The organism is Burkholderia pyrrocinia, assembly GCF_003330765.1.
Taxonomy (GTDB): Bacteria; Pseudomonadota; Gammaproteobacteria; order Burkholderiales; family Burkholderiaceae; genus Burkholderia; species Burkholderia pyrrocinia_B.
Genome location: NZ_CP024902.1, coordinates 1,093,856 through 1,107,894 on the forward strand (window position 1 = coordinate 1,093,856; position 14,039 = coordinate 1,107,894).

Genomic DNA, 14,039 nt, shown 5'->3' on the forward strand with positions numbered 1-14,039 from the left:
GCCTCACTTGCCTGACGTCACGGTGGCGGGCGCTGCCGCGCGGCGCTCGAGCAGGTCGATCTGCTCCGCGTTGAAGCGCGCGTACGCTTGTTGCCAGTCGGACGGCTGCGCAACCGGCATCACCTGCACGGCCGTCACCTTGTATTCGGGGCAGTTCGTCGCCCAGTCGGAGCTGTCCGTCGTGATCACGTTCGCGCCCGATTCGGGGAAGTGGAACGTGGTGTACACGACGCCCGGCTGCATGCGTTCCGTCACGAGCGCGCGCAGCACCGTATGTCCGGCACGCGATTCGATGCCGACCCAGTCGCCGGCCCGGATCCCGCGATCCTGCGCGTCGTGCGGATGGATCTCGAGGCGATCCTCTTCGTGCCACCGGACGTTTTCGGTCCGGCGCGTCTGCGCGCCGACGTTGTATTGCGACAGGATCCGGCCCGTCGTCAGGATCAGCGGATAGCGCTGCGTGACCTTTTCCGGCGTCGGAATGAACTTGGTGATCACGAACCGGCCCTTGCCGCGCACGAACTCGTCCGTATGCATGGTCGGCGTGCCTTCCGGCGCGTGTTCGTTGCACGGCCACTGGATGCTGCCGAGCGCGTCGAGCTTCTCGTACGACACGCCCGAGAAGGTCGGCGTGAGCCGTGCAATTTCGTCCATGATTTCCGACGGATGCGTGTAGTGCATGTCGTAGCCGAGCGCCTGCGACAGCAGCAGCGTCACTTCCCAGTCCGCGTAGCCCGCGAGCGGCGGCATGACCTTGCGCACGCGCGAGATGCGGCGCTCCGCGTTCGTGAACGTGCCGTCCTTCTCGAGGAACGTCGAGCCCGGCAGGAGCACGTGCGCATATTTCGCGGTCTCGTTCAGGAAGATGTCCTGCACGACGATGCATTCCATCGCCGACAGCGCGGCCGACACGTGCTGCGTATTCGGGTCAGACTGGACGATGTCCTCGCCCTGGCAGTAGAGCCCCTTGAAACTGCCGTCGAGCGCCGCGTCGAACATGTTCGGGATGCGCAGCCCCGGTTCCGGCTGCAGCTTGGCCGACCACGCTTGTTCGAACTGCGTGCGCACGATTTCGTCGCCGATGTGCCGGTAGCCGGGCAGTTCGTGCGGGAACGAGCCCATGTCGCACGAGCCCTGCACGTTGTTCTGGCCTCGCAGCGGATTGACGCCGACGCCTTCGCGACCGATGTTGCCGGTCGCCATCGCGAGGTTCGCGATGCCCATGACCGTCGTCGAGCCCTGCGCATGTTCGGTGACGCCCAGGCCGTAATAGATCGCGGCATTGCCGCCCGTCGCATAGAGGCGCGCGGCGGCGCGTACCAGCTCGGCCGGCACGCCCGTCACGTCCGCGGTCGCCTCGGGCGAATTGTCGGCGCGCGACACGAAATCGCGCCATTGCTCGAATGCGCGCGTCTCGCAGCGCTCGGCGACGAACGCGTCGGCAACGAGCCCTTCGGTGACGATCACGTGCGCAAGCGCGTTGACGATCGCGACGTTGGTACCCGGGCGTAGCTGCAGATGGTGCGTGGCCTTCACGTGCGGGCCGTCGACGACCTCGATGCGGCGCGGGTCGATCACGATCAGCTTCGCGCCTTCGCGAACGCGCCGCTTCAGCCGCGAGCCGAACACCGGGTGGCCCTCGGTCGGGTTCGCACCCATCACGACGATCACGTCGGCCTGGCCGACCGATGCGAAAGTCTGCGTGCCGGCCGATTCGCCGAGCGTCGTCTTGAGGCCATAGCCGGTCGGCGAATGGCACACGCGCGCGCAGGTATCGACGTTGTTGTTGCCGAACGCGGCGCGCACGAGCTTCTGCACGAGGTAGGTTTCCTCGTTCGTGCAGCGCGACGACGTGATGCCGCCGATCGAATCGCGGCCGTACTTCTGCTGCAGCTTGCGGAATTGCGTCGCCGCGTAGGTGAGCGCTTCCTCCCAGCTCACTTCGCGCCACGGGTCGGTGATCTTCTCGCGGATCATCGGCTTCGTGATGCGGTCCTTGTGCGTCGCATAGCCCCACGCGAAGCGTCCCTTCACGCACGCGTGGCCCTCGTTCGCGAGGCCGTTCTTGTGCGGCGTCATGCGCACGACCTGCGTGCCCTTCATTTCGGCCTTGAACGAGCAGCCGACGCCGCAGTACGCGCAGGTCGTGACGACCGAGTGTTCGGCCTGCCCGAGCTGCACGACGGATTTTTCCTGCAGCGTGGCCGTCGGGCATGCGGCCACGCAGGCGCCGCACGACACGCATTCCGAAGCCATGAACGATTCGCTTTCGCCCGCGGCGACGCGCGATTCGAAGCCGCGCGCCGTGATCGTCAGCGCGAACGTGCCCTGCGTTTCCTCGCAGGCGCGCACGCAGCGGTTACAGACGATGCACTTCGACGGATCGTACGTGAAGTACGGGTTCGATTCGTCCTTGCGGTCGTGCAGGTGATTCGCCCCATCGAAGCCGTAGCGCACTTCGCGCAGCCCGACGACGCCCGCCATGTCCTGCAACTCGCAGTCGCCGTTGGCGGGGCAGGTGAGGCAGTCGAGCGGATGGTCGGAGATGTACAGCTCCATCACGTTGCGACGCAGCGACTGCAGCCGGTCCGACTGCGTGCGCACCTTCATGCCCGCTTCGGCAGGCGTCGTGCACGACGCCGGATAACCGCGCCGGCCTTCGATCTCGACGAGGCACAGCCGGCACGAGCCGAACGGCTCGAGCGAATCGGTCGCGCAGAGCTTCGGGACGTTGACGCCGGCTTCGATCGCTGCGCGCATCACCGACGTGCCGGCCGGCACCGTCACCGGCTGGCCGTCGATTTCGAGCGTGACGTCGGTATCGGCATGCCGCTGCGGCGTGCCGTAGTCGGTATCGTCGAACGGGTCGCGGGCGCGCGCCTGGGCGGCGCTCTTGCACGCGCATTGGCCCGAGCCGCAGCCGCCTTGGCGGACGTTGTTGGTGTCGAGGGACATGCAGGGCTCCTTCTGGGTCAGGCCGCAGCCTTGACCGGGCCCGACGCGGCATCTTTGCCCGCGGCGAGTCCGAAATCTTCGGGGAAATGATCGAGCGCGGACAGCACCGGGTAGGGCGTCATCCCGCCCATCGCGCACAGCGAACCGGCCAGCATCGTGTCGCACAGGTCGCGCAGCAGCGTGGCTTGCCGCTCCGACGTATCGCCGTGGCGAATGCGCGCGATCGTCTCGACGCCGCGCGTCGAACCGATCCGGCACGGCGTGCACTTGCCGCACGATTCGATCGCGCAGAACTTCATCGCATACTCGGCAAGCTCGGCGAGGTTCGACGTGTCGTCGTGCAACACGATGCCGCCGTGGCCGACGACCGCGCCGATCGCCGTGTACGCTTCGTAGTCGAGAGGCACGTCCCACTGGTGGTCGGGCAGGTAGGTGCCGAGCGGGCCGCCGACCTGCGCGGCGCGTGCGGGCCGGCCGCTTGCCGTGCCGCCGCCGAAGTCGAACAGCAGCTCGCGCAGCGTGACGCCGAACGCGAGCTCGACGAGGCCGCCATAACGGATGTTGCCCGCGAGCTGGAACGGCAGCGTGCCGCGCGAACGGCCCATGCCATAGTCGCGATAGAACGCGGCGCCGCGCGCGAAGATCACGGGCGCCGTCGCGAGCGTGATCACGTTGTTGATGACGGTCGGCTGGCCGAACAGGCCGGCGAGCGCGGGCAGCGGCGGCTTCGCGCGCACGACGCCGCGCTTGCCCTCGAGCGATTCGAGCAGCGCCGTTTCCTCGCCGCACACGTACGAGCCCGCACCTTTCGCGACGTGCAGTTCGAACGCATGCGCGGAGCCGAGCACGCGTTCGCCGAGCCAGCCGGCTTCGCGCGCGCGGACGATCGCGGCTTCGAGCGTCGCGATCGCGTGCGGGTACTCGCTGCGCACGTAGATGTAGCCGACCGTCGCGCCCGTTGCGATGCCCGCGATGATCATCCCTTCGATCAGGCAGTACGGATCGCATTCCATGATCAGGCGGTCGGAGAACGTGCCCGAATCGCCTTCGTCCGCGTTGCAGACGATGTACTTCTGCGCGGCGCTCGCGTGCCGGACCGTGCGCCACTTGATGCCGGCCGGAAACGCCGCGCCGCCGCGGCCGCGCAGCCCCGATTCGATCAGCGTCTCGCACGCGGCATCGCCGTCGAGCGCGAGCGCGTTCTTCAGGCCGGCGAGGCCTTCGTGTTGCAGATAGTCGTTGATCGACAGCGGATCGGTCAGGCCGACGCGTGCGAACGTGAGGCGCTGCTGGCGTGCGAGATAGGGCAGCGCGTCGACGAGGCCGACACTGCTCGGATGCGTGCCGCCTTCGAGCCAGTTTGCGTCGAACAGGGACGGCACGTCGGCTGCCGACAGGTTCGCATAGCCGACGCGGCCGGCGGCCGTGCCGATCTCGACGAGCGGCTCGAGCCACAGCAGCCCGCGCGAGCCGTTGCGGACCAATTCGATTGCGACGCCGCGCCGTTCGGCTTCAGCCGCGATCGCGGCGGCGAGCGCGTCGGCGCCGAGTGCCAGCGCGGACGAATCGCGCGGAACGTAGATGCGGGTCGTCATGCGGCCTCCGGGGTGTGGGCAACCGCATCGGCGAGCAGCGCGTCGAATTTCTCCGGCGTGACCTTTGCGTGAAGCACGCCGTTGACCGTCAGCGACGGCGACTGCGCACACAGTCCGAGGCAGTAGACCGATTCGAGCGCGACGGCGTCCGGCGCGTGCGCATCCGCGGCATCGCCGTGCGCCGCGTCGAACCGGCAGCCCGTGCGGGCTTCCGCGTGCGCGGCCAGTGCTTCGCAGCCCATGCTGCGGCACGCCTCGGCGCGGCACATCTGGATCGTCACGCGCGCGGGCGGCGCGGTGCGGAAGTGGTGGTAGTAGGTCAGTACGCCGTGCACTTCGGCGCGCGACAGGTTGAGCGCCCTGGCGAGCGGTGCGACGCAACCCGGCGGCACGTAGCCCGCGTCGTCCTGGATCGCGTGCAGGATCGCGACGAGCGACCGGCCGGCGCGCGCATGGCGCTCGACGAGCGCGTCGGGCGCATGGGAATTCGGGGACATCGGTTATGCTCCTCCAAAGTCTCATATGCGCTCGAACTTCATATAATGCGCATCGCGACTTCGTTCTGATTGATTTCGACCAACGATAAGCGGAAGATTTCGAGGTCGCAATAGGAAATCGGAGTGCATAATTGATTCGCATCGAATGCGACGCGTATCTGACCGTACGCGACACGGAAGGTCGCACGGCCAGCCTGTCTGACGTCGCGCCATTGCTGGAACTCGTGGCCGACACGGGCAGCATTGCGCAGGCTGCGCAAGCGAAAGGGCTGTCCTACCGGCACGCGTGGGGCATGCTGCGTGCGCTGGAAGCGTGCATCGGCGGGGAGTTGATCGAAACCGCGCGCGGCAAGGGATCGACGCTGTCGGAACTCGGGCAGGCCGTCGTCGATGCGCAGCGCCTCGCGCGCAGCCGCCTTGACGGGAACCTGCGCACGCTGGCGGCCGAGGTGGCCAGCGACCTCAACCGGCGGCTCGCACAGCGCGATGGCGCCGTGCGCATCCACGCGTCGCACGGCTACGCGGTCGCGACGCTCGTCTCCGCGCTCGTCGATGCGCAGGCGGCCGTCGACATCAAGTATCGCGAGAGCGTGGAGGCCGTGCAGGCGCTCGCACGCGGCGAATGCGACCTCGCCGGTTTCCATCTGCCACGCGGCGCGTTTCGCGCGGAGTGCGCGCAGATCTACCGGCCGTGGCTCGACGACACGCGCCACGTGCTGATCCACCTGACGCGCCGTCAGCAGGGGCTGTTCGTGCCGCGGGGCAACCCGAAGCAGGTCCGCGGGCTTGCGGACCTCGCGCGCAATGACATCCGCTTCGTCAACCGCCAGCCGGGGTCGGGCACGCGCATGCTGCTGGATCTCGCGCTGCGCGCGATCGGCATCGATCCCGAGCGCATCGATGGCTATGCGTCGGCCGAGCTCACGCATTCGGCGATCGCGGCATTCGTCGCGAGCGGGATGGCCGATCTCGGCTTCGGCGTCGAGCCGGCCGCCCACCATTTCGGGCTCGACTTCATCCCGGTCGTCGACGAGGACTATTACTTCGCGTGCGAACGCGCGCGGCTCGACGTGCGGCCACTCGCCGGTGTGCTGGCGTTGCTGCGCGACGCGCGCTTCGTCGAGCGCGTCGCCGATCTCGACGGCTACGATCCGGCCGCATGCGGGACGCTTACAAGCATCGCGACGGGGCTGGCCGGCGGCGACGGCACGAGCGTGCCGGACGGCAATTCCCGGTAACGGGGACGCGATCGAACCGCGCTGCAGCAGCGGGGGATTTGCGCTACGCTTGCCGCTTGATCAACGTTCCAACAAGCACGCCGTTCAGGCGTCATCCCGCCATGAAATTTTCCGTTCCCCTCGCCGCGGCAGCGTTGACCGCGGGGCTGCTGGTCACCGCTTCGCCGTTTGCGTTTGCGCAGAATTCCCCGGGCGTGCCCGGCGGCATCCTGAGCGAACAGTTTCGCCTGAACGAGCATCCGCAGATGCCGTTCGCGGCGTCGGCGCCGTCGCAGAAATACCAGGGCAGCAAGAAGTCGGCATTGCGCCGCAAGGGCGACCTGGGCGACCCGAACGGCTGTAACCTGAAGTGCCCGATGGATAGCCAGTAAGCGCGTGGGCAAGCGCGTCTGCGTCGTGGTCGTGCGGCGCCGGTTCGACAGGCAGGCGATGTGCCCACGCACCGGCTTGGCCGCCTGACCGGCGACTGCGCGAATCCCGTGCGATTCTGATTTTTGTTCGAGCCCCGCGAAGCGTTGCCGCTTCGCGGGGCTCGTGCTTTCTGGCGAGGCGTTACGCGACGCGATGCCAGGCGAAGCCGGCGTTTGCGCCTCGCCGGTCCGGCAGTCGATCTAGGGTTAACCCGCGAATCAGGAAGGATGCCTTCCGGAAACCTGCCTTATTCTTAAGCATCAGCTTACATAAACTTCGGTTTGTCAGCGATGAACAAGGTGTTCACCGCGAACACAGACAAATCTGGAGGTAGGTCATCATGAAGTCGCTCGTTCAAGCTGTTGTCGTTGCTGCCGCTCTCGTTGCCCCGGTCGTGTCGTTTGCCCAGTCGGGCTCGGCGATCACTCGTGCGCAGGTCCGCGCCGAACTGGTTCAGCTCCAGCAGGCCGGTTACAACTCCGCCCGCGGCGAAGATCCGCACTATCCGGAGGCGATCCAGGCCGCAACGGCGCGTGTTGCGGAGCAGCAGCGCAGTGCGCTGGCGCAAGCGCAAGGTGCCGATGCCAGCGGGTACGGTGCGCAGGCACAGGGCGCATCGGCATCGGGTTCGCGTGCAATGGGCGTACGTCCGGCCAGCGCTGAAGAAATGAAGTCGCTGTATCGCGGCAGCTGAGCCGCGCATCGCCCGGTGTGCGTGAGCGCCGGGTGCGACGACGCGCCGTGCCCGAGGCCGTGGCAACCGGGCGGGCCGCTTTTTCGGAAGGAGCGGGGCGTGTGCGTTTCGCCGGCAACAAAAAACCCCGCAGACTTGCGTCATGCGGGGTTCGTGCGGCGAACGCGGTGTTTGGTGGAGGCGGCGGGAATCGAACCCGCGTCCAGAAGCGCTCTACGACTAGTTCTACATGTTTAGTTCAGTCATTTGATTTAACCGCAGCGACGCGGACGAACACGCTGCACTACGGCGATTCGCTAGATTTTCGACCCTGGTGTCGCGACGCCGACAGGGCTTAACTGACGTAAATGACCTCTGGCGGTATTGCTACCGGTCTTGCGACACTAGCCCGTCAGTGAACTAGGCAGAGGACGGCGGCCCTTAGGCTGCCAGTGCGAACGTTTCGTCGTTTGCAGTTACGATTTTCCCATTGATTAACGAGGTGACGGGTCCTCGACATGCCCTAGCCGCTTCACAACCCCTGTCGAAACCAGGTCGCCCCCGCGGTAAGATCAATCATTATAGCCCAACATCGCGCAGCAGTTCGCGCAGTTCCTGCGTCGTGTCGACGAGATGCTGGGCCTGCCAGTCGGCCGGCGCGGCGCCGTCGCCGCAGTAGCCGTACGCGGCCGCGACCGTCGCCATGCCGGCGGCGCTGCCGGCCTGAATGTCGCGCAGGTCGTCGCCGACGTAGACGATGCGTGCGGGCGCGAGCGTCAACTGGTCGGCTGCATGCAGCAGCGGGGCCGGATGCGGCTTCGGGTGCGGCGTTGTGTCGCCCCCGACGACGCAGGCGGCGCGCGGGGCGAGGCCGAGCAGATCGACGAGCGGCGCCGTGAGCCGCATTGCCTTGTTCGTGACGATGCCCCAGCGCACGCCGCGCGCATCGAGTTCGTCGAGCACGTCGCCGATGCCGGGGAACAGCGCCGTATGCACGCACAGATCCGTCGCGTAGTTGGTCAGGAACTCGTCGCGCATCGCTTCGTAGCCGGGCGTTTGCGGATCGATGCCGAACGCGCCGCCGAGCAGGCCGCGTGCGCCGGCCGAGGCCAGCGGCCGCAGCACGTCGAGCGGCGTTTCGGGCAGGCCGCGTCCGCGCTGCATCTTGTTGACGGCAGCCGCGAGATCGGGCGCCGTGTCGGCGAGCGTGCCGTCCAGGTCGAACAGCACGGCATCGCAGTGCAGCAGGCGCGGTTCGTCGAGTGCGACCCGCGCGGTCGAAAGGGGAGTCGTCATGCCGGTCGGAGGGTCACGCGCCGCGGCGGCACGCGACGAGGTAGTTGATGTCGGTGTCGTTCGACAGCGCGAAGCGCTTGCCGATCGGGTGATACGTGATGCCCTTGATCTCCACGATGTGCAGATCCGTTGCGCGCACAAAGCCGGCCAGTTCCGACGGGCGGATGAAGCGCGCGTAGTCGTGCGTGCCCTTCGGCAGCATTTGCGCGATGTACTCCGCTCCGATCACTGCAAACAGATAGGACTTCAGGTTGCGGTTCAGCGTCGAGAAGAACACCCAGCCACCCGGCTTTACGAGCGTCGCGCATGCGGCGACGACATCGCCGGGTGACGGCACGTGCTCGAGCATTTCCATGCACGTGACGACATCGTAAGAGCCCGGTTCGCGCGCGGCGATCGCTTCGGCGGCGATGGCCTCGTAGTCGACCGAGATGCCGCTTTCGAGGCAGTGCAGGTCGGCGACGCCAAGCGCTTCGGTCGACAGGTCGATGCCTTTCACCTGTGCGCCGAGTCCGGCCATCGACTCGGACAGGATGCCGCCGCCGCAGCCGATGTCGAGTGCACGCTTACCAGCCAGGTGCGCATGCGCGTCGATCCAGCCGAGCCGGACCGGGTTCAGGTCGTGCAGCGGCTTGAATTCGGCATTCGGATCCCACCACCGATGGGCGAGGTCGCTGAATTTCTGGAGTTCGTGCGGATCGGCGTTGGTCATGTCGGCAAGCGGGCTACGGAAGGAGGGCGGTGCAACGGTGCGTCAGCCCCGAGTATATAAGCGGGCGGACGACGAGGCCAGCAAGCGCCCGGAGGGCATCAATGAAAAAGCCCCGCCGGAGCGGGGCTTTGAAGCAGTCGAAAACCGCGGCTTACTGCGCCGGAACGGTCGTCTTCTGGACTTCTTGCGTACCAACCACTTCGACTTCCACGCGGCGATCCGGTGCGAGGCAGGCGATCAGCTGCTTGCGGTTCTTCTGGTTGCAGCCAGTCGTAACCGGGTTGCGCTTGCCCTTGCCTTCCGTGTACACCTTGTTGGCCGGCACACCCTTGCTGACCAGGTACGACTTCACGGCTTGCGCGCGGCGCAGCGACAGACGGTCGTTGTACTTGTCCGAACCGATGCGGTCCGTGTAGCCCGTTGCGACGACCACTTCCGTGTTCATGCCTTCGATCTTCGAAGCCAGTTCGTCCAGCTTCTGCTTGCCCACCGGCTTGAGCGTTGCCTTGTCGAAGTCGAACAGTGCGTCAGCTTGATACGTGATCTTCTGGCTCGTGATGGCCGGAGCGACCGGAGCGACCGGCGGCTGCGGTGCCTGGGCGACCAGTGCGCCATCGCACTTCGCGTTGGCGGTGGCCGGCGTCCAGAACGCATCGCGCCAGCAGAGCTCGTTCGTGCCGTTCATCCACACCCATTCGCCCGTGCCGTTCACCCAGTTGTCATTGACGGCTTGACGCGACGCCGGCACCGACTGTGCCGAAGCGGATGCAGCCATAACTGCGGTAGCTGCAATGAACGCGAGCTTTGAAAGTTTATTCATATTTCTCCTCTCGAAATTGAGATTACCGCAGGTTTACTGCGAGCCTGTTGACGGTGACAAGTCATACATTGCTCGAAGTATAACATTGGTGCGGTACAAAAAACGCGGCACCGCTCTGTGCTGTGTAGACTTCGAGCAGCGTCTAACCATCAGTGCGTTGGCATTTTGCCATATCGTTCCCTTCCTACGAAAAAAAATCCTCCCCACCCTAAGATCGCCTCAACGTTTGTGGTGCATGCGCAACACCGGCCTGCCGTAACTTTTAGAAATTGTCAAGAGTGTGTCGGCGAAATTGCGCGGATGAATGCAGCTGTTTACTCGCGCGCGTGAAACAAGCATGGTGCGATCGTCCGCGACGTCGAGTCGCGTGTGATTTCGGTCGATTCACCGCCGCCGCGATTTTCGCTATTTATATATAGAGGGGGAGGCGAATTGGCGGCTGATGGGCGCATGTTAGAATCTCGCGTTGCGTTGCGCATGCAGCGCCCACGCGAAAGGCGTTCGCCGTCTTCGCTCCGAAACGATACGGATACATGGATCAATTCGCCAAAGAGACCCTGCCCACCTCCCTAGAGGAGGAAATGCGCCGTTCGTATCTCGATTACGCGATGAGCGTGATCGTCGGACGTGCCCTCCCGGATGTCCGTGATGGCCTGAAGCCCGTGCACCGGCGCGTGTTGTTCGCGATGCACGAACTGAACAACGACTGGAACCGCGCGTACAAGAAATCGGCGCGTATCGTCGGTGATGTGATCGGTAAATACCACCCTCACGGCGATACCGCGGTCTACGACACGATCGTGCGGATGGCGCAAGACTTCTCGCTGCGCTACATGCTGATCGACGGGCAAGGCAACTTCGGCTCGATCGACGGCGACAACGCCGCGGCGATGCGTTACACCGAAATTCGCATGGCGAAGATCGGTCACGAGCTGCTCGCCGACATCGACAAGGAAACGGTCGATTTCGAGCCGAACTACGACGGCAACGAAATGCAGCCGTCGGTCCTGCCGTCGCGCATTCCGAACCTGCTGATCAACGGCTCGTCGGGCATCGCGGTCGGCATGGCGACCAACATCCCGCCGCACAACCTGAACGAAGTCGTCGATGCGTGCCAGCACCTGCTGAGCAACCCTGAAGCGACGATCGACGAACTGATCGAGATCATCCCGGCGCCGGACTTCCCGACGGCCGGCATCATCTACGGCGTCGCCGGCGTGCGCGACGGCTACCGCACCGGCCGCGGCCGCGTCGTGATGCGCGCGCTCACGCACTTCGAGGAGATCGACCGCGGCCAGCGGATGGCGATCATCGTCGACGAGCTTCCCTACCAGGTCAACAAGCGCTCGCTGCTCGAGCGCATCGCCGAACTCGTCAACGAGAAGAAGCTCGAAGGCATCTCCGACATCCGCGACGAGTCCGACAAGAGCGGCATGCGCGTCGTGATCGAGCTCAAGCGCGGCGAAGTGCCGGAAGTGGTGCTGAACAACCTGTACAAGGCGACGCAGCTCCAGGACACCTTCGGCATGAACATGGTCGCGCTCGTCGATGGCCAGCCGAAGCTGCTGAACCTGAAGGAAATCCTGCAGTGCTTCCTGTCGCATCGACGCGAAGTGCTGACGCGCCGCACGATCTACGAACTGCGCAAGGCCCGCGAACGCGGCCACGTGCTCGAAGGCCTCGCGGTCGCGCTCGCGAACATCGACGAGTTCATCGCGATCATCAAGGCCGCGCCGACGCCGCCGATCGCGAAGCAGGAATTGATGGCGAAGCCGTGGGATTCGTCGCTCGTGCGCGAGATGCTGACGCGCGCCGAATCCGAGAACGCGGCGGCGGGCGGGCGCTCGGCGTACCGTCCGGAAGGCCTGAACCCCGCGTTCGGGATGCAGGGCGACGGGCTGTACCGGCTGTCCGACACGCAGGCCCAGGAAATCCTGCAGATGCGTCTGCAGCGCCTGACGGGTCTCGAGCAGGACAAGATCATCGGCGAGTACCGCGAAGTGATGGCGCAGATCGCCGATTTGCTGGACATCCTCGCGCGCCCCGAGCGGATTACGACGATGATCACCGAGGAGCTGACGTCGGTGAAGGCCGAATTCGGCGACGCGCGCCGCTCGAAGATCGAGCTGAACGCCACCGAGCTGAATACGGAAGACCTGATCACGCCGCAGGACATGGTCGTCACGATGTCGCATGCGGGCTACGTGAAGTCGCAGCCTCTGTCCGAGTACCGCGCGCAGAAGCGCGGCGGTCGCGGCAAGCAGGCGACGCAGATGAAGGAAGACGACTGGATCGAGACGCTCTTCATCGCGAACACGCACGATTACATCCTGTGCTTCTCGAACCGCGGCCGCGTGTACTGGGTCAAGGTCTATGAAGTGCCGCAGGGCTCGCGCAACTCGCGCGGCCGCCCGATCGTCAATATGTTCCCGCTGCAGGATGGCGAGAAGATCAACGTCGTGCTGCCGGTCAAGGAATTCTCGGCCGACAAGTTCGTGTTCATGGCGACGTCGCTCGGCACCGTGAAGAAGACGCCGCTCGAGGCATTCAGCCGACCGATGAAGAAGGGCATCATCGCGGTCGGCCTCGACGACGGCGACTATCTGATCGGCGCATCGATCACCGACGGCGCGCACGACGTGATGCTGTTCTCCGACTCCGGCAAGGCCGTGCGCTTCGACGAAAACGACGTGCGTCCGATGGGGCGCGAGGCGCGCGGCGTGCGCGGCATGCAGCTCGAGGACGGGCAGCAGGTCATCGCGCTGCTGGTCGCCGGCAGCGAGGAGCAGACCGTGCTGACCGCGACCGAGAACGGCTACGGCAAGCGCACGCCGATCGCCGAATACACGCGTCACGGCCGTGGCACGAAGGGTATGATCGCGATCCAGACGTCCGAGCGCAACGGCAAGGTCGTGGCCGCGACGCTCGTCGACGCCGAGGATCAGATCATGCTGATCACGACGGCCGGCGTGTTGATTCGCACCCGCGTCTCCGAGGTTCGCGAGATGGGGCGTGCCACGCAAGGTGTTACACTCATCAGTCTCGATGAGGGTACCAAGCTCTCTGGCCTGCAGCAGGTTGCGGAGGCCGAGGAGGGTGATGGCGAGGCCGACGAGGCGTCGGACGGCGAAGCCTGAAGAACGGATGAGACTCTGGCCGCCGCGGGCGTGAAGCGCCGCGGCCGGCGAGCAACCATTCATATTTCCAAAAGGGAGTGATGATGCAAAAGCAATTCAAGCAACTGGTCCTGCTGGCTGCACTGGTGCCGACGTTCGCGATGGCGCAAGCGCTGTCGAATTCCGCACCGGCGCCGGCCGCGGCAGCTGCGCCGATCGACGCCGACAAGAAGGGTGCGATCAAGGATCTGCTCGACGCGATCGACGCGCCGAAGCTCGTGTCGGCAATCGGCAACAGCGCCGAGATGCAGGCCAAGCAGCTCGTGCCGGCGATCCTGTCGGACGCGCTGTCGGAAAACAAGACGCTGAACGACAAGCAGAAGCAGGCTGCCGTTCCGTCGCTGCAAAAGAACGCGGTGCCGAAGCTGGTCGACGGCGCGGGCAAGGTGTTCGGTACGCAGCAGTTCCAGAACGACGCGATGTCGGCTCAGTACGACGCATACGCGAAGTACTACAGCACGTCGGAGATCAAGGATCTGACGACGTTCTACAAGAGCCCGACGGGTCGCAAGTTCATCCAGGTTCAGGATCAGGTCGGCCGCGACGTGGTCAACGGCCTGATGCAGAAGTACATGCCGCAAGCGATTCAGGCGACGCGCACGCAGGCTGACAAGGAAGTCGCAGCAGTCAAGCCGGGCAAGTAAGCTGTCCGGGCACGCCCCCGGC

11 protein-coding genes and 1 other RNA gene are annotated in these 14,039 nt (G+C 65.5%); 5 read left to right on the plus strand and 7 right to left on the minus strand.

Going from position 1 to position 14,039, the window contains the following annotated elements; all coding sequences use genetic code 11:
• Nucleotides 1-3: 3 nt before the first annotated feature.
• Genes fdhF through CUJ89_RS05265 form a run of 3 tightly spaced genes read right to left on the minus strand, consistent with a single transcriptional unit; the run spans nucleotide 4 to nucleotide 5,047 of the window.
• A complete protein-coding gene (gene fdhF, locus CUJ89_RS05255) occupies nucleotides 4-2,955 on the minus strand; it encodes a formate dehydrogenase subunit alpha (protein ID WP_114176433.1) in 2,952 nt (983 codons plus the stop codon).
• A 17-nt stretch (nucleotides 2,956-2,972) separates the two neighbouring features.
• Nucleotides 2,973-4,550, minus strand: coding sequence for a formate dehydrogenase beta subunit (locus tag CUJ89_RS05260; protein ID WP_114178491.1), 1,578 nt, complete (start codon nucleotides 4,548-4,550; stop codon nucleotides 2,973-2,975).
• On the minus strand, nucleotides 4,547-5,047 hold the full coding sequence (locus CUJ89_RS05265; protein ID WP_114176434.1) for an NAD(P)H-dependent oxidoreductase subunit E: 501 nt from the start codon (nucleotides 5,045-5,047) through the stop codon (nucleotides 4,547-4,549). The genes CUJ89_RS05260 and CUJ89_RS05265 overlap by 4 nt, the downstream gene beginning before the upstream one ends.
• Nucleotides 5,048-5,178: 131 nt before the next feature.
• Here CUJ89_RS05265 and CUJ89_RS05270 point away from each other — a divergent pair, with 131 nt between their 5' ends.
• The 3 genes from CUJ89_RS05270 (at nucleotide 5,179) to CUJ89_RS05280 (ending at nucleotide 7,390) form a co-directional block, all read left to right on the plus strand.
• On the plus strand, nucleotides 5,179-6,285 hold the full coding sequence (locus CUJ89_RS05270) for a substrate-binding domain-containing protein (RefSeq protein ID WP_114176435.1): 1,107 nt from the start codon (nucleotides 5,179-5,181) through the stop codon (nucleotides 6,283-6,285).
• Nucleotides 6,286-6,386: 101 nt separating this feature from the next.
• Nucleotides 6,387-6,656: a hypothetical protein gene (locus CUJ89_RS05275; protein ID WP_114176436.1), complete on the plus strand. Its 270-nt coding sequence runs from the start codon at nucleotides 6,387-6,389 to the stop codon at nucleotides 6,654-6,656.
• Between the two features lie 380 nt (nucleotides 6,657-7,036).
• The gene (locus CUJ89_RS05280) at nucleotides 7,037-7,390 is read left to right on the plus strand and encodes a DUF4148 domain-containing protein (protein ID WP_114176437.1); all 354 of its coding nucleotides are present in this window, start codon (nucleotides 7,037-7,039) and stop codon (nucleotides 7,388-7,390) included.
• Nucleotides 7,391-7,562: 172 nt separating this feature from the next.
• On the opposite strand, the gene ssrA is transcribed toward CUJ89_RS05280, so the two are convergent.
• The 4 genes from ssrA to ompA form a co-directional block, all read right to left on the minus strand.
• Nucleotides 7,563-7,932, minus strand: a transfer-messenger RNA (tmRNA) gene (gene ssrA, locus CUJ89_RS05285).
• A 16-nt stretch (nucleotides 7,933-7,948) separates the two neighbouring features.
• Nucleotides 7,949-8,665 (minus strand): phosphoglycolate phosphatase, encoded by a 717-nt coding sequence (gene gph / locus CUJ89_RS05290; RefSeq protein WP_114176438.1) that lies wholly within the window; start codon nucleotides 8,663-8,665, stop codon nucleotides 7,949-7,951.
• A 13-nt stretch (nucleotides 8,666-8,678) separates the two neighbouring features.
• Complete coding sequence (ubiG, locus tag CUJ89_RS05295; protein WP_114176439.1) at nucleotides 8,679-9,377, minus strand: bifunctional 2-polyprenyl-6-hydroxyphenol methylase/3-demethylubiquinol 3-O-methyltransferase UbiG; 699 nt, start codon at nucleotides 9,375-9,377, stop codon at nucleotides 8,679-8,681.
• A gap of 151 nt (nucleotides 9,378-9,528) precedes the next feature.
• Nucleotides 9,529-10,197 (minus strand): outer membrane protein OmpA, encoded by a 669-nt coding sequence (gene ompA / locus CUJ89_RS05300; protein ID WP_114176440.1) that lies wholly within the window; start codon nucleotides 10,195-10,197, stop codon nucleotides 9,529-9,531.
• Between the two features lie 533 nt (nucleotides 10,198-10,730).
• On the opposite strand from ompA, the gene gyrA reads away from it, so the two are divergent.
• Complete coding sequence (gene gyrA / locus CUJ89_RS05305) at nucleotides 10,731-13,334, plus strand: DNA gyrase subunit A (protein WP_114176441.1); 2,604 nt, start codon at nucleotides 10,731-10,733, stop codon at nucleotides 13,332-13,334.
• Nucleotides 13,335-13,417: 83 nt separating this feature from the next.
• Nucleotides 13,418-14,017 (plus strand): DUF2059 domain-containing protein, encoded by a 600-nt coding sequence (locus CUJ89_RS05310; protein ID WP_114178492.1) that lies wholly within the window; start codon nucleotides 13,418-13,420, stop codon nucleotides 14,015-14,017.
• The last annotated feature ends 22 nt before the right edge of the window (nucleotides 14,018-14,039 follow it).